Raw genomic sequence first — 16598 nt, 5'->3', positions numbered from 1 at the left:
TTATTCAGCCATGCGTATAGCCGAATTTTCAGTTAAGAACTATCAGTTCACGCTCATCATTTTTGCATTGGTGTTGGCGATGGGGTTGAACTCACTCATCAACATGCCTCGGGGCGAAGACCCCGAAACCGACCAACCTAGTTTTTCGGTGGTGGTGGTGTATCCGGGCACCAGCCCAGTGGATATGGAGAAGTTGGTGGTGGATCCAATGGAAAAACGAATCAATGAACTGGACAACATCAAACGCCTGACAACCTCTATCAGCGATGGGCTTGCTGTGTTTCGGGTAGACTACAAACACGAAGCAGATCGTGATGAAAAATACCAAGAAGTTATTCGTGAAGTAGATGCCTTGCGAAAGGAATTGCCACAAGATATTTATGCCATTAACATCCAGCGAGTTTCTTCTACCGATGTAAACATTTTGCAATTGGCGTTGATTTCTGAAACTGCCTCGTATCGCGAGTTGGAAGAAAAAGTTGAATCGTTGGAAGATAAACTCGAGAAGGTAAAAAGCTTGAAAAAGATTGAAACATTTGGTTTTCCAGAGCAAGAAGTACGCGTTTCGCTGAATGTGGAAAAAATGGCGTTAAATAAAATTCCCGCAAATGCTGTATTGGGTGCTTTGCAAAGTGAGAATGCCAACATTCCGGGCGGTCGCATTCAAATGAACACCCGCAACTTTAACATTAAAACGAGTGGTGAGTATAAAAATATTGAAGAAATCAAAAACACCATTGTCTATTCTGCCAACGGTAAAATTTTGTATTTGAAAGACGTAGCCGATGTAACCAGTGGTTACGAGGCCGAATCGCACATTACTCGATTGAATGGACACCGTGCAGTATTGTTGACGGCCAGTCAGAAGGCAGGGCAAAACATTTTTAAGGTAGACGAGCAAGTGGAGCCAATACTTCAGCAATTTGAAAAAGAATTGACCTCCAATATTAAGATGGTAAAAAACTTCGACCAAGCGAGAAGTGTGAGCACCCGCTTGAGTCGCTTTGCAAAAGATTTTATCATCGCGATTTTACTGGTGTCGATTACATTGTTGCCGTTGGGTACACGTGCCGCCATTGTGGTGATGATATCCATTCCACTTTCCATTTTTACTGGTCTGTTTTTGTTGGACTCGTTTGGGTTTACCATCAATCAATTAAGTATTGTGGGATTGATTGTGGCGTTGGGCATTTTGGTGGATGACTCCATTGTGGTAATCGAAAACATTGAACGATACCTACGTGCAGGTAAAAGTAAACGCGAGGCGAGTATAGAGGCTACTAAACAGATTGGTTTAGCCGTGTTGGGTTGCACGGCCACGTTGATACTGGCTTTTTTGCCATTGGTATTTTTGCCCGAAGCGGCTGGAGATTTTATTCGCAGTCTGCCAATGGCCGTCATTTTTACCGTGCTGGCTTCCTTGTTTGTATCGTTGACCATCGTTCCGTTTTTGGCGAGCCGCATTTTAAAATCACATGAATCGCCCGAAGGGAATATTTTTCTTCGTGCGCTCAAGAAAGGTATTCACGCTTCGTACACAAGAATTTTGCATTGGTGCTTGCGCCATCCTTGGCCTACATTGGGTTTCACCGCTGCTTTGTTTGTCATTAGTTTGGGGTTGTTCAAAGTCGTTGGCTTTAGTCTCTTTCCAAAATCAGAGAAGCCGCAATTCTTGATTAACATTGAAACCCCTAGCAGTACCAATATTTATGAAACTGATCGAGTAGCACGCTATGTGGAAGATGAATTGAAAAAAGAGGAGGAGATAAAATATTTTACCACCAATGTGGGCAAAGGCAATCCCAGGATTTATTACAATGTGGTGGGCAGGAGCGAATCGAGCAACATTGCACAGTTCTTTGTGCAGACAAATGATATTTCACCGGAGAAGAAAACCAAGTTGATCGACAAACTCCGCGATAAATTTTTCCTGTATCCCAATGCCAAAATTGAAGTAAAGGATTTTGAGCAAGGGCCACCCTTGGAGGCGCCTATTGCCATGCGGATTTTTGGTGAAAACTTAGATACCCTTCGAAGCCTATCCATGAAAGTTGAAGGCATCATCAAGAAAACAGAAGGTACCATCTATGTGAACAATCCCTTGGCCAATCAACAAACTGATTTAAAAATAAAAATCAATAAAGAGAAAGCAGGCTTATTGGGCATCTCTATTGCTGACATCGACCGCACCATTCGATTGGGCATTGCAGGATTAACCATTGGAAAATTTACGCCTGGTGAAGGCCAAGATGACATTAATATTTCAGTGACGCTACCTAAAAATAATTATGCGTCATTCGATGTGTTTGACAAACTCCAAATCAATTCGATTACAGGTCAAGCCATTCCGTTGAAACAAGTAGCCACCGTAGAATTTGAAACATCACCGAATTTGATTCGCCATTATGACAAAGCACGGTTTGCTACGGTAACATCGTTTGTAAAAAGCGGCTATCTCTATGAGGAAGTAACCAACGAGGTAATTAAAAAATTGGATGCTTTTCCGTTCCCGGATGGCTATTCGTATGAAGCGGCCGGTGAAGTCGAAAATAAAAAAGAATCTTTTGGGGGATTGAGTACGATTATACTCATCACCGTGTTTGGTTTCATTGCCGTGTTGGTGTTGGAATTTGGGAACTTTAAGAGCACGTTGATTGTGTTGTCGGTTATTCCGTTGGGTGTAATTGGTGCTGTCATCATGCTATTTCTAACGGGCAATCCATTGTCGTTTGTAGCGGTGATTGGTTTAATTGCTTTGGCAGGAATCGAAGTGAAGAATTCTATTTTGTTGGTGGACTTTACGCACCAATTGCGCGAGCGGGGTGTGCCTTTGAATGAAGCCATTGAACATGCAGGTGAAATTCGTTTTGTGCCAATTGTGTTAACATCACTTACCGCTATTGGCGGATTGATTCCATTAGCGATTGAAGGCAACCCGTTGTATTCACCATTGGCATTGGTCATCATTGGTGGCTTGATTAGTTCAACATTGTTATCACGATTGGTAACACCAGTGATGTACAAATTGCTTCCACCCAAAGTAGAAGTAGTGGGAGAGAAGCCGGGGGATATACCCTTGGAGTAATCGGTGATACTGAAATTGTGTAAATTGTTTTCGGTAGATTGAAGCTTGGAATGGAAATTATGAAGGATCGTTTCTCAGAACACTCAAAGCTATATCTATCTTTCCGGCCAACGTACCCCAACGAGCTTTATGAATTTATTTATCGACACGTCAATGACTTTAATTGTGTGTGGGATTGTGCCACCGGCAATGGGCAAGCTGCCGTAGCATTGTGTAAAAAATTTTCTCACGTCTATGCAACTGACATTAGTGAGAATCAATTGACGAATGCCACAATTGAACCGAACATTTATTATTCAATTTCATCTGCCGAGAAAACAATTTTTGCCAGCCACTCATTTGATTTAATTACCGTGGCTCAAGCAGCACATTGGTTTAAGGTAGCGTTGTTTTTTAATGAAGTGAAGCGCGTGGCAAAACGGGACGCAACGTTGGCGATTTGGGGTTATGGTCTTTTAAAAGTTAACCCCGCTATCGATGAGCACATTCATCACTTCTATACGCAAGTCGTGGGGTCGTATTGGGATAAAGAGCGGAAGTTAATTGACGACCACTACCGTAGCCTTCCTTTTCCATTTGAAGAAATACCATCTACCGCTTTTCAATTTTCTTTTGAGTGGACGATTCATGAACTGCAAGGCTACCTTACTACATGGTCATCGGTACAAAAGTTTATTCGACAAAACAATCAGAACCCAGTAGTGGACTTAATGAAGTTAATGCAGCCGTTATGGGCTTCTGAAAAAATGAAAATCACTTTTCCTTTATTTCTCCGCTTAGGAAAAATTTGTTAATCAATGCAACTTTGATTTTCCGCCTAATCCGCGTACCTTCATTTCCCATTAAACCCTGCAAATATGCAACGACTATCCATATTGTTTTTTCTAATGATGTTTATGGCCTCTTGCCAAAAGCAAAAGTTCGATGTGATCCTCCGAGGCGGCACCGTGTACGATGGATCTGGCAAAGAAGGGGTGGTTATGGATGTGGGCATCAATGCCGATACGGTAGCATTTATTGGCGATTTGTCCAAAGCTGTTGGTAAAAAAGAAATTGATGCGAAAGGATTGGCAGTAGCACCTGGGTTCATTAATATGCTCAGCCACTGCGAAGTTTCTTTGCTATTCGATGGGAACTCACAAAGCGACATTCGTCAGGGCGTTACATTAGAAGTTTTGGGTGAGGGCTCAATGGGTCCCATGAACGATCAAATGAAGCGCGATGACGAAGAAGCCATGAAGCGCGATCCGGATTGGCAGTATAAAATTGATTGGACAACCCTGGGTGAATATCTAGAGGGGTTGGAAAAAAGAGGCGTAAGCCCAAACGTGGCTTCTTTTGTTAGTGCGATTACCGTTCGCGTTCATGAGTTGGGCTACGCCAATCGTGCTGCTTCACCTGAAGAATTGGAGCGAATGAAGGCATTGGTAAAAACGGCTATGGAGGAAGGGGCGATGGGCGTGACATCTGCATTGATTTATGCACCAGCCAACTACGCCAGCACTGAAGAGTTAGTGGAACTGAGCAAAGTTGCTTCTCAATATGGCGGCATGTACATCGCTCATATTCGAAGTGAAGGAAATTCTATTTTTGAAGCGATAGACGAAACTATTCGCATTGCACGTGAAGCGAAACTGCCAGCTGAGATTTATCATTTAAAGTTTAGCGGCAAAGACAATTGGAATAAAATTGATTCAGTGATCGCCATGATTGACCATGCCAACAAAGAGGGTTTGAAAATTACAGCCGATATGTACACGTATGTGGCCGGTGCAACAGGATTAGATGCCGCTATGCCACCTTGGTTGCAAGAGGGTGGCATCAAAGAATGGATCAAGCGCATGAAAGACCCTGTCATCAGAAAGAAAGCATTGCAAGAAATGCGCACACCGACTAACAAATGGGAGAACCTGATGAAGTTGGCTGGAGATTTTGATCGGGTGTTGTTGATGGGCTTTACCAATGATTCGCTTCGCAAAAATTTTATGGGTAAGACACTGGGTCAAGTGGCCAAAATTTATGGCAAGTCTCCCGAAGAAACAGCCATGGATTTGGTAATTACGGATGGCACACGGGTAGGCACTGCTTACTTTTTGATGACCGAAGAAAACGTAAAACGACAAATCCAACTTCCCTATGTCAGCTTTGGCTCCGATGCGGAGTCTTCCACTGCAGCCGGAAACTTTTTGAAGACACCCACGCATCCGCGTGCGTACGGAAATTTTTCTCGACTACTCGGAAAATACGTGCGAGATGAAAAGGTTATTTCAATAGCCGAGGCTATCCGCAGATTGACCTCGCTGCCTGCTTCCAACCTAAAAATTGAAAAACGAGGTTCAATACAAATTGGCTACTATGCCGACCTGGCCATTTTCGACCCAGTCAAAATTCAAGACCATGCTACTTTTGAAAACCCACACCAATACAGCACGGGCATGGTGCATGTGTTTGTGAACGGAACCCAAGTGCTTGAAAACGGAGAGCATACCAACGCAAAGCCAGGCCGAGTGGTGAGAGGACCAGGGTGGAAAGGAAAGTAGGACAGTTTAATTTATCGTTTTATTTATGAAAAAACTGATTGTTTGTCTTTTGGTCTTGTGGCCGTTCATTGTTTCAGCCCAGTCCACCGAGCAGAAAATTACACGTATCGATTCGATACTTACGTATCTTCATGAACGCCAACTGTTCAATGGTACTGTGCTGATTGGCGAAAAAGGCAAAGTGCTTTACAAAATGGCCTTCGGAATTGCCAATGGTCAAACACAAGAAAAACTTACAACCCTTTCATCATTTAACCTGGCTTCTGTTTCCAAGCAGTTTTATGCCATGATGGTGATGATGCTAAAAGAACAAGGCAAACTGCATTACGAGGACCCCGTGCAAAAGTATTTGCCCATCTTTCCTTACCCACTCGTCACTATTCGTCATTTGATGAACCAGACCTCGGGGTTGCCGGAGTATTTTGATATTGCGTTGAACGGAATGAATTTATTAGACACACTTACCAACCAGTCGATGCTGGAATTACTAGCATACAAAAAAATTCCGCTTAGTTTCCAACCGGGTGAGAAATGGGAATATTGCAATACCAATTATACAACGCTTGCTTCCGTTGTTGAAAAAGTGTCAGGTATGTCACCTGATGTATTCTTTCAAAAATATATTGCCGTGCCGCTGAAGATGAAAGACAGTTACATTTATCATCTTAAAATGAAATCACATCCAAAATCACGCGTGTTTGGTTTTCATTGGGAGAGTGATAAGAATATACTTGATGATTTGGTTCGTGTAGATGGTATTGTAGGTGATGGAAATGTATATTCATCGGTAGAAGATTTGTATAAGTGGGACCAAGCTTTGTACACCGATAGGTTGGTGAAGCAATCTACTTTTAAAGAAGCAATAACGCCTGGCAAATTGCTGAATGGTGAAGCTACCCAATACGGTTTTGGCTGGGGCATCGAGCAAGTTGGGAAAACGGTATTGCACACCGGTGGGTGGGCTGCCTTTCGCACCATCATCATTCGATACATCGATAAAAATCAATCGATTATTTTGTTAGACAACTCTGGCAATTCCCAAGCTCATCAATTGATTAAAAATGCGTGGGAGGGAAAACCGTACTCCGTTCCCCAAACTTTTTTGATATCCAATGTATTACTCATTGATGGCACTGGCTTGCCTGCTTATCAAGCAAGTGTTCGTATTCAGAACAATCGAATACAAGGTGTTGGTAATTTGCGAAAGTTTCCAAATGAAGAAGCGATTGACGGCAAAGGCATGGTGCTAGCGCCTGGGTTTATAGATAGCCATAGTCACCATGATTGGGGTCTCAAAGAAAATCCACACGCTATTGCAGCTACCAACCAAGGCATCACCACCATTGTGGTGGGGCAAGATGGAGGTTCAGCACCCATCGATTCAATCAAAGCAATGATACAAGCAAACCCCATCAGCGTAAACATTGCCTCTTACACGGGGCATTCTACCTTGCGTAGAGAGGTGATGAAGCAACGATTGTTTCAAGTTGCGAGAAAAGCAGAAGTCGATTCGATGAAAAGTATTTTGGCGAAAGAATTAGATAAAGGTTCGTTGGGCTTGGCTACTGGGTTAGAATACGAATCGGCCTTTTATTCCAATCGTGAAGAGGTAATTGAGCTGGCGAAAGTAGCGGCAGAAAAAGGCGGACGATACATTAGCCACATCCGCAGCGAAGACATCAACATTGATGAGGCACTGGATGAAATTATTTCTATCGGACGAGAAGCTAAAATACCCGTACAAATTTCGCATTTCAAAATTGCTATGCGTAGCAAGTGGGGTAATAGCCGCAAGTACCTGGCTGCATTGCTGGCTGCGCGCGCGCAAGGCATCAATGTTACCGCAGATGTTTATCCGTACAGCATGTGGAGTTCAACGCCACGTGTTTTGTTTCCCAAGAAAGATTTTGAGAATTTAAAAAGTGCTGAGTTTGCCACACAAGAATTGTTTGATCCTTCGGCTTCTGTGATGACACACTATCCGCCCAATGCAAAGTATGAAGGCAAAACCATCAGCGAAATTGCTTCCTTAAATAACGAAAGTGTAGCCAGTGGTTTGTTGCGTGTAATCCGAGAAACTTCTGCCCCTGGAATGAGTGGCTCCATTGTGGCTACTTCCATGAGTGAAGAAGACATCCAAAACTTTTTGAAGTGGGATTACTCCGTCATTTGTTCCGATGGTGCGATGGAAGGACACCCAAGAGGGTTTGGTGCTTTCCCACGCTTCTTAGGAAAGTATGTGCGCGACCTAAAGCTGATGCCACTTGAAACCGCTGTACGCAAAATGACCAGCCAGACAGCCGAGCAACTGGGAATTAAACAGCGAGGTTTGATTGCGCCCGGCTATTTTGCTGATTTGGTTTTATTTGATCCAGTTACGGTGTTGGACAATGCACCCATCACCAACCATGCAGCACTTTCCACAGGCATTGAAATGGTATGGGTGAATGGAAAACTGGTTTATCAGAAACAGAAATCTGTAGCGAATTACCCAGGCGTTTTTGTTGCAAGATAATGGATTACTCATTGAAGTGGAATATGGAATGAAATTGAACATGAAGAAATACAGAATTTTGACGTCCATGAAGTATGTCCTCCTTTTCATTTTTCTAACCCTTCATTCCAGGTTATTTGGTCAAGAAAGATTTTTTTATCTGGGTCTATGTGAAAATTTTCTTTCTGAGAATGACTATACGATCAAACGGATTTCAAAAGATAATCCACAAAAGAGGTTTACCTACTTAATCTCTGATTACTACAAAAATGGTCAGCTATTTACTACTGGAATTGCCAAGTCAAAAAATGGACGTATAAAGGATGGTGAGTTTATTTATTATTACTCAAATGGCACTAGAATGGCCTCGGGTTCACTAGTAAAAGATGCTAGAGTAGGTAAATGGCAGTATTGGGATAGCACAGGGCGTGAGATAGATAAAGCAAATCTTATCGATTCATTTCAAAAAATTTCATTTTCTATAGAAGGTAATTTCTTTGAAGGGAAATGCCTCTGTTATGTTCGTGAAGCAGATTGGATCGAGAAAATGAAGAGTTCTGAAAAGCCTGAGTTGAAACTTTATGAAGACGGAAACAGAATTGCAGAAAACGGAATTTATTATTTTCCAGAGGATACTGCCTCTTACAAAGGTGGATATAAAAAACTATATGAATTTCTGCAAGAAGATCTCACCTATCCGTTTATTACACGTCTAAAAGGTATGCACGGGAAAGTTTTTGTTCGGTTTATTATAACAAGCCAAGGTGAAATAGAAGATCCTCAGTTTTTGGTTACCCTTGACAAAGCGACAGAGAAACGAATATTAAAGTCCCTCTTTTCAACAAAAGGGAATTGGATTCCAGGAAAATATAATGGCAAAAACGTTTCTACAAGATTGATTCTGCCAATCGTTTTTCAATTCCGATAATGGTAAAGGATTATTGGTATTTTTTCTCCTCACACATTTCCACCAGCATTCCGCTGGTACTTTTTGGGTGAAGAAAGACAATTCGTTTGTTGTCGGCACCGTCTTTGGGTTTATCCGCGAGCAGACGAAAACCTTTTTCCGATACATCGGCCATACAGGCTTCTAGGTTATCGACTGCAAACGCTAAATGGTGAATTCCTTCGCCTCTTTTTTCAATAAACTTTGCCACGGGCGAATCGGCACGCGTGGCCTCCAATAGTTCAATTTTTAAACCGCCTACGTCAAAAAAAGAAGTACGCACACCTTCGCTGGCCACTTCTTCGATTTTATAATGAGGCTTGCCCAGCAGAGTGGCAAATACCTTGTTGGCTTCGTTCAGGTTTTTTACAGCTATGCCAATGTGTTCTAATTTTTCCATGGAATTGATTTTTCATCAAGTTAACTGTAAATATTAAATAACACGATGAAAAAAGTTCAACTAAAAAATATCACTTGAAATTGTTCAGAATAATTTCCTATTTTGTAGTGGTTCAAACAACCATGTTTAGTATTCACTAATTACTTAAGTACTATGAACATATTTGTTGCTCGCTTAAACTTTAAGACAAGGCGTGAAGATCTCGAGGCGGCCTTTGCCAAGTTTGGTCAGGTTACGTCTGCCAAAATTGTAAAAGATCGCGATACGGGCCGTTCAAAAGGATTTGGTTTTGTGGAAATGGCCACAGATGCCGAAGCCCAAGCCGCCATTGCAGCATTGAATGAAACTGAATTGGATGGTCGCACCATTGTAGTAAAGCCGGCTAATCCCAAGGGTGAAGGTGGTGGAGGACAACAACAAGGATGATCTTCGAATACACGTTATGAAAGCGAGGGGTAACCTTCGCTTTTTTGTTTGGAGAGAAACTTCCGCTAAACTCTGAGAGCTTTGCGGTAAAAAAAATGATACATGACTGAATCGAAAACAGATTGGCAAAAATTAACGGGTTTTCTGGCCGGCCCCATTATTTTTTTTATCCTAATCGATACCATCAGTGAATCCTTCATCTCTCCATCAGCCGGAAAAGTACTGGCCTTAGCAGCATGGATCATTATCTGGTGGATGACGGAATCCGTGCCGATTGCCATCGCTGCGTTGCTTCCATTGGTATTGTTTCCGTTCATGGGCGTAATGAAAATGAGCGAGGCCGCAGCACCGTATGCCAACCCCATTGTGTTTTTGTTCATGGGTGGTTTTATGATTGCGTTGGGGTTAGAGAAGCATCGACTGCACGAACGCATCGCACTCAATCTCATAAAAATTACTGGTACTTCCGGTAACGGAATCATTTTGGGCTTCATGATTTCTACGTCTTTCATTAGTATGTGGATTAGCAATACCGCCACCGCCATGATGATGCTACCGATAGCTCTTTCAGTGATTAATCTTTTAAAGAGCGATCCTTCTGCCTCACATGAAAATTTACCGAAGGGAGAACGCAATTTTGCCATTGGTTTGATGTTGATTGTGGGTTATTCTTCTAGCATTGGAGGTATCGGCACCATCATCGGCACGCCACCCAATGTTGTGTTTGCGGGTTTGCTCGATCAGTTCTATCATCAAAAACTTGATTTCGGAAAATGGATGCTGGTGGGTGTGCCCATTATGGTGGTACTTCTGATTGCCATGTATTTCATCATCACTTCACTTTTATTCAAAAATGGAATCGAGAAAGTACGCGGGAGCGATGAACTGATAAAATCAAAACTTAAAGAACTGGGAGTTCTGCGCAAAGAAGAAAAATTAGTGATGGTGATTTTTTCTATCACTTGTTTGCTGTGGATATTTCAGCAACCACTTAACCTGTTACTCAAAAAAGAAATGCTCAACGATACCAATGTGGCCATGATGGGCGGATTGTTGATGTTCATCATTCCAATCGATGTAAAGAACATTCGGTTTCTATTAACGTGGAGTGATACCGAAAAAATGGCGTGGGGTATTTTGATTTTGTTTGGCGGAGGATTGTGCTTGGCGCAAGGGCTTTCAAACGCTGGCATCATTCAGGCGGTGGGAGCGAAGATTGCCGCGAACAGTCCTTCTACCAATTGGTTGTTGTTTGGATTGATCACCGCATCTGTTTTCATTACAGAACTAATGAGCAATGTAGCCCTCGTTCAGATTTTTTTGCCCGTAGTATTTGGTATTGCCACCAACTTGGGCATCGACCCGATTTTGATGGGCATGCCCGTGACCATGGGCGCCAGTATGGCCTTTATGTTTCCCGTGGCTACCCCGCCCAATGCCATAGTGTTTTCAAGCGGCCACATGAAGGTGAAACACATGATGAAGGCAGGCATTTGGCTTAATCTCGTATCGATTGCGTTAATTTACTTGGCTTCGATAACGTTGATGAGATGGGTGTATGGTTAAATCATGAATTCCGAAATATCAAAGTGCTATTTTAATATTTAGAAGTTGATATACGTAGTTCTATAGGGCAACCAGGTATTTTTTTAGGAAGTCCATCAGCGAACAGAATCTAACCCCTTGCCCATTGACATAGTCTTCAGAAGCAGGAGTGATAACAAAACCACTTTTGCATTTTAAATCTTGTAAACCAATATAAAATCCTTTTGAAAGAATGGACGCATTGCTATACTTGATTTCAATACAAGCCACTACCTTATTCCCTTTCTCAAGTACAACATCCGTTTCAGCACCATCGTGCGTTCTATAATAATAGATCCGCAAATAATCGGGTTTGGTGTTGAGTATTTGCTCGATCACATATCCCTCCCAAGAATTGCCTACAATCACGTTCGATTTCAGGTCTTCCATATCGGAAAAGTGAGAAAGCCGATGCAGCACACCTGAATCTCTCAAGTAAAGCTTGGGCGATTTGACCAATCTTTTTTTGGAGTTATGTGAGTATGCTGGTAGCCGATGAATGATGAACGCCCCTTCCAAAAAATCAAAGTACCGAGTAGCTGTAGGGCCTGTTACACCTAATGATCGAGCAAAATTTTCTGATTGCAAAATATTGCCATGAAAGTGTGCGATCATCGTCCACATTTTTTGCATGGTACTCCTAGTGAAGTTGATATTGTAAATCATATTTAGATCTCTTTCCAAATAGGATTTAATAAAAAAATCTAGCCACCGAATAGAGCTATCAGCACGCTTTGATAAATAGGAAGATGGAAAGCCACCCCTGAACCAATGCTTTTCTAGTATGGGTTTATTGCCTGTTTCCAAAAACGTAAAAGGTGATAACTCTACATATCCAATTCTTCCAGCTAATGATTCTGAAACTCCTTTTATCAATTCAGGCGAAGCAGAGCCTGTCAATAAAAATCGACCGGCCAGTCGCTTATCGTCAATCAACGGTCTCAGTACTTGAAAGAGACTGGGCATAAATTGTACCTCGTCTATGATCACGCACTTATCTGCATGTTGCGCCAAGTACGACTCAGCATCCTGCAATTTTAATCTATCAGTTGGTCGCTCTAAGTCTAAATAGAGAACAGGTTTCTTTACTGTTTGCGCTAACCGTTTCGCCAAGGTGGTTTTGCCCACTTGCCGAGGTCCTAATACGCAAACCGATGGAAACTGTTGGATCAGCTGCTTTAATTGCTTTTCTATTTTCCGCTTAATCATGCATCAAAGGTAAATACGAACCCCGAAATATCAAAATGACATTTTGATATTTCGGGGTTTATGATTTTCTGCTTTTACAAGGATAAGGAAAGTCTAGTTACGGTATAAACATCTTATTCTGCGCCAAGCAACCGCTCAATTGGCGATAAGTTTTAGCAATCGCTTTGGGCGAGTGATCGTTGTCGAGTGCTTTGATGATGCGTTCAGAAAGTGAACCTTCTTTGAGGATGACGGAGAGTTCTGGCTTCCATTTTTCCAATGCCGTGTTACCCGCAGCAACAAGTTTATCAATAATTATTTGCCAAAGTTCGCGTACGGTGCAAGTTGCTGTAAGACCAAAAACCTTTAAGTACTCGGGGGCGTCAATCTCTGTAAAAAGCCCAGTGGTCAATACTCTTGCATATACCTGCACCAAGCCTTCTGTTTTGTATTTCATTTGCTCTTCAAAGTCAATGAATTTATTGTTGGTCAATGCCGTTAAGGTTTCAATGACCAATTCAATTATTGCCATGTCGGCCGTTGGGCATTCTTGAATGTCCATCAACCGTATTTCAATCGAGCCTCTATCAAACCGAGGAATGGCTCCGCGCGAATTCACCCAAATTGGATTTAAAATATTTTTTGTGTCGTAAGGGGCAATGTCGGTTTTGATTTTTTCATACACTTGGTTCAAATAATTTCGTTTAGAAAAAATAGCTTCTGGAATGACGCGACCTGTGATGGATGGTATTTTGGATTGGTTTGTTTTATAATAGCTGAGCCTAGTATCTAACGTGCCCGTTAATCTTCCGTCTAAAATAGGAGAGCTAGCACAAAGTGCAGGCAGAATGGGTAAGATTAAACGTACAGCAGCATGAAGTTTGGCAAACTCTTCATCGTCATAAAAAGGCAAATTCAAATGAGTGCTTTGCAAGTTCGACCAACCGTGGCCTTTGGTGTTAAAAATTTTATCGTACAGATCATATACTTCGTTGCTATCGTGCGGCCATAGTTTGGTATCGGTGAGCGGATTCATAAACGGATGCGCAGCCGTGGGCATGAGCATGGCATTCCATTTATACAAGATGGCATTAATCCTCCGCACATCATCCACGAAAGCATTTTCTAGCGCATTGAAATTATTTTCTGGCCGAGTTGATTTTAATTCAATCACGTGCAGCACCAACTCGTTCGACCAAGTTACCATACCATTCTCAAAGTCACTTCCGTAACTTCCGAGCTCGTGTTTCAACACTTCATCAGCAATGGACTTGATGGCCAATGTTTCTTTATCGACCAGCATGTATTCTAGCTCAATTCCGTAACCTTGAAACAAATGGATGCGTGTGGGCTGGGTCATTACTTTGTCTTTATTTTATTCAAAAATACTTCCATTATGATATCATACAATTCATCTCTTAAAATTTTGTCTTCAATACCTTTTAAGTATTTTTTAATTAGGTTTTCGTCTAGCTCATGATGAAAAATTTTTTCGCTCGCTTTCAAAAATTCGATGTATGCTTTCGATGCCACCTTTCGTTTATTGCTCCTGAACTTGTAGCGCATTTGTTTTTTCAAGTTCGCGATGATTTTGCCTTGGGGCAGCTCAAATCACGTAGGGTCAAATACCGTTAGGTTGTAAGTATAGATATGCACTTTGTACCCACGCTTCAGGGCGTGGTTGCCGAGCATCACGCCCAAGGTGCCACCGTTCTTTAATTGCTTTACTTCTTGCACCACTTCCTTAAGTGAGATAGGGTCTTTATAAAACTCATAAAGTGCGTGCAGGCACGTAGGGCCGCAGGCTACCTCATCGGGCTGGGTCTTGATATCAAAGTTGAGGAATAATCCTTGGCGATGACTCATTTTAATATTTTATCAACAAACAAATTTAAGACCTCCACCAGAATCAACGCGATAATAATCCACTCCAATATGCTGCTTTCGCGTTGATGCGAGATTTCTCTGAATACGCTCAGGTTATCTTCAATGATGCGCAAAGTGTATTCAATCTCACTGAAGCGCACACGCAAATCAAAATGCTTCATCAACCCTTTGTGCAGCTTATCCAAATATTCATCGTCCCACACTTGCTCGGGCGCATCGAAAATATATATGTTGTCGGCAATATCGTTTTGGGTATTCAACGCTTTGCCAATGAACTTGATCATCTCTCGCCTGCCAATGCTTAGTTTACCTGTACGCTCCAAGTCGCGGGCAAATTCTTTTATTTCGCTGAGCGAATTTTCGGTGATGACATGGTAGTGATCGAGGGCAACCGACTGGGCCAAGTTGAACATGGCAATGCGCATCACTTTGGTATCCAGGTGGTCAACAATCAATTGGTCGAATTCAAATTCCATGTTGCCCGGCTGCACACTGATTTCGTGGTCATCGCGCAACCAGTTGTTGTTGGGATCTTTGAGGTATGGCTGAATCGCCTTTACTGCTATTTTGATTTCTTCTTCTGAATGGCCGGAGAACACAATCACACCATAATTAAAGAAATATTGGTAACGGTTATTGCCGAAGCTATACAACAATTCGGTAGAGGAATCGTAAGCAGGTTTGATTTCTAAAAAAGCCTTAAGGCCTTTAATATCCAATTGGTTGGCTACCAATATGGCCGATAGTTTTACAGTCTTTTCCATAGTAATCTTTTCAAAGTTAACACGAAATATGGAATGATTGATGTGTCATATTTCACTTGGCGTACGACAGTTTTACATTAGTTTAAGTTAGGGTTTCGGCTCAAGTTCTTGACTCTTTCCATTCGCCACTACACTGGGCAGTACTGAGGTTGGCTACTTGATGTGCACCATTTAATGTCCATCTTTGACCAGACTTTTCAAATGAACTTTCAATGGGCGGCCTACACAATCATTTTGGCCGTAATCAACATTTTAAAAATGTCGACCCCTTCAAGAGCGATAATTTAGTTTTATGATCAGGGGCAAGACATTATCAACCATTCCTTGAGAGAACTAAAGCAACAAGCTGACCTGAGATTGAAAAGCGAGCAAGGAATTATCTATCGCAAACACAAAGAGCAGCTGGATGTGGAACATGTTTTTGCCAACATCAAGCATAACAAAAACTTCAAAAAGTTTATGTTCAAACGGCTAGTAAAAGGCGAAATAAATACCCAGATTACTTGCTTTAGCACACAACCTGATTAAGCTAGAGGCATAAAATCATCCACCATTTTTCTCTCGAAAAAAACACCCTTCATAAAAACCAACAAAGACTTCTTGATAAAAAAGACTGTCTCTACTTTGGAGACAACCTCATTTTTTTACCACTGAATTGAAAAGATAACGTTGCTCCAGATTGCAGGTTTGGTCAATCTGCTTTAGGGTCGACTTATGTTTTTTTAAAAAAGCATTGAAGGCTTGCGCAATGCTATCATAATCGGAGCGGTTCAGGTTTATCTGGCCTTCCGTAATTTTAATGTTATCGAGCAATTGTTGAAAAGATGGTTGATTGATAATGGATAGATTGGAGGACGCTGTCATCAATTCGCTGATGAGTGATTCATGTGCAAAGTCATATTCCTCTAGCACATTAGGATTGGAAAGCGTTTTGGGCGTTATCCTTAATTCTTTGATTTGCCCAAACCGAGTTTCTAAAGAACTTAAGGAAGCCTCTCCGGATTGTTTATTTAGCTCGGTCAGTACTTTTTCCATCGCACGGATTCTCTCATTTTCGTCATGGATCAGTTTGTTCCACACATGTACCAACGTGTCTTGCAGACTTAGATACCGATCGGTAAGAGAATCGGCAGTTGAAAAACTGGTTTTTTCAGTAGAGGTTGCAGAGCGGCCACAGCTCAATAAAGCAGCTGCAGAAAATGCCAAAAAGATAAAGTGGATACGGGTACTATTCATGGACTTAAGCTATACGGTCGGCAAAGAAAAAAGGTTTTGCTCAAAAAA

The 16598-nt window shown here is 41.9% G+C and carries 15 protein-coding genes; 8 read left to right on the top strand and 7 right to left on the bottom strand.

Translation table 11 applies throughout. The features are described from left to right. Window positions 1-10 precede the first annotated feature (10 nt). The 5 genes from KA713_06575 (at window position 11) to KA713_06555 (ending at window position 9047) form a co-directional block, all read left to right on the top strand. Complete coding sequence (locus KA713_06575; protein ID UXE68240.1) at window positions 11-3085, top strand: efflux RND transporter permease subunit; 3075 nt, start codon at window positions 11-13, stop codon at window positions 3083-3085. Window positions 3086-3135: 50 nt separating this feature from the next. Further along, window positions 3136-3879: a class I SAM-dependent methyltransferase gene (locus tag KA713_06570; GenBank protein ID UXE68239.1), complete on the top strand. Its 744-nt coding sequence runs from the start codon at window positions 3136-3138 to the stop codon at window positions 3877-3879. Window positions 3880-3942: 63 nt separating this feature from the next. Further along, complete coding sequence (locus KA713_06565; protein ID UXE68238.1) at window positions 3943-5625, top strand: D-aminoacylase; 1683 nt, start codon at window positions 3943-3945, stop codon at window positions 5623-5625. 25 nt (window positions 5626-5650) lie between these two features. Continuing rightward, the gene (locus KA713_06560; GenBank protein UXE68237.1) at window positions 5651-8140 is read left to right on the top strand and encodes a serine hydrolase; all 2490 of its coding nucleotides are present in this window, start codon (window positions 5651-5653) and stop codon (window positions 8138-8140) included. Next, window positions 8127-9047, top strand: a complete 921-nt coding sequence (locus KA713_06555; GenBank protein ID UXE68236.1) for an energy transducer TonB — start codon at window positions 8127-8129, stop codon at window positions 9045-9047. Before KA713_06560 ends, KA713_06555 begins: the two co-directional genes overlap by 14 nt. Before the next feature lie 10 nt (window positions 9048-9057). Here KA713_06555 and mce read toward each other — a convergent pair whose 3' ends face one another. Further along, window positions 9058-9465 carry a methylmalonyl-CoA epimerase gene (gene mce, locus KA713_06550; protein ID UXE68235.1) on the bottom strand — a complete coding sequence of 136 codons (408 nt, stop codon included), beginning with the start codon at window positions 9463-9465 and terminating at the stop codon, window positions 9058-9060. Between the two features lie 153 nt (window positions 9466-9618). Here mce and KA713_06545 point away from each other — a divergent pair, with 153 nt between their 5' ends. Both KA713_06545 and KA713_06540 read left to right on the top strand, forming a co-directional pair. Further along, window positions 9619-9891 carry an RNA-binding protein gene (locus KA713_06545; GenBank protein ID UXE68234.1) on the top strand — a complete coding sequence of 91 codons (273 nt, stop codon included), beginning with the start codon at window positions 9619-9621 and terminating at the stop codon, window positions 9889-9891. A 102-nt stretch (window positions 9892-9993) separates the two neighbouring features. Further along, window positions 9994-11457 carry a DASS family sodium-coupled anion symporter gene (locus KA713_06540; GenBank protein ID UXE68233.1) on the top strand — a complete coding sequence of 488 codons (1464 nt, stop codon included), beginning with the start codon at window positions 9994-9996 and terminating at the stop codon, window positions 11455-11457. 60 nt (window positions 11458-11517) lie between these two features. On the opposite strand, the gene KA713_06535 is transcribed toward KA713_06540, so the two are convergent. The 5 genes from KA713_06535 to KA713_06515 form a co-directional block, all read right to left on the bottom strand. Beyond that, complete coding sequence (locus tag KA713_06535; GenBank protein UXE68232.1) at window positions 11518-12684, bottom strand: ATP-binding protein; 1167 nt, start codon at window positions 12682-12684, stop codon at window positions 11518-11520. A 97-nt stretch (window positions 12685-12781) separates the two neighbouring features. After that, window positions 12782-14023 (bottom strand): glutamate--cysteine ligase, encoded by a 1242-nt coding sequence (locus tag KA713_06530; protein UXE68231.1) that lies wholly within the window; start codon window positions 14021-14023, stop codon window positions 12782-12784. After that, complete coding sequence (locus tag KA713_06525; GenBank protein UXE68230.1) at window positions 14023-14229, bottom strand: hypothetical protein; 207 nt, start codon at window positions 14227-14229, stop codon at window positions 14023-14025. The genes KA713_06530 and KA713_06525 overlap by 1 nt, the downstream gene beginning before the upstream one ends. Window positions 14230-14274: 45 nt before the next feature. After that, window positions 14275-14529 (bottom strand): hypothetical protein, encoded by a 255-nt coding sequence (locus KA713_06520; GenBank protein ID UXE68229.1) that lies wholly within the window; start codon window positions 14527-14529, stop codon window positions 14275-14277. Beyond that, window positions 14526-15314 carry an RMD1 family protein gene (locus KA713_06515; GenBank protein ID UXE68228.1) on the bottom strand — a complete coding sequence of 263 codons (789 nt, stop codon included), beginning with the start codon at window positions 15312-15314 and terminating at the stop codon, window positions 14526-14528. Before KA713_06515 ends, KA713_06520 begins: the two co-directional genes overlap by 4 nt. A 324-nt stretch (window positions 15315-15638) precedes the next feature. On the opposite strand from KA713_06515, the gene KA713_06510 reads away from it, so the two are divergent. After that, on the top strand, window positions 15639-15842 hold the full coding sequence (locus KA713_06510; GenBank protein ID UXE68227.1) for a transposase: 204 nt from the start codon (window positions 15639-15641) through the stop codon (window positions 15840-15842). A gap of 108 nt (window positions 15843-15950) precedes the next feature. On the opposite strand, the gene KA713_06505 is transcribed toward KA713_06510, so the two are convergent. After that, a complete protein-coding gene (locus KA713_06505) occupies window positions 15951-16550 on the bottom strand; it encodes a hypothetical protein (GenBank protein UXE68226.1) in 600 nt (199 codons plus the stop codon). Between the last annotated feature and the right edge of the window lie 48 nt (window positions 16551-16598).

Source organism: Chryseotalea sp. WA131a (genome assembly GCA_025370075.1).
Classification (GTDB): domain Bacteria; phylum Bacteroidota; class Bacteroidia; order Cytophagales; family Cyclobacteriaceae; genus ELB16-189.
Note: the sequence above shows the minus strand (reverse complement) of the source record. Positions and strands in the feature narration are given on the sequence as shown.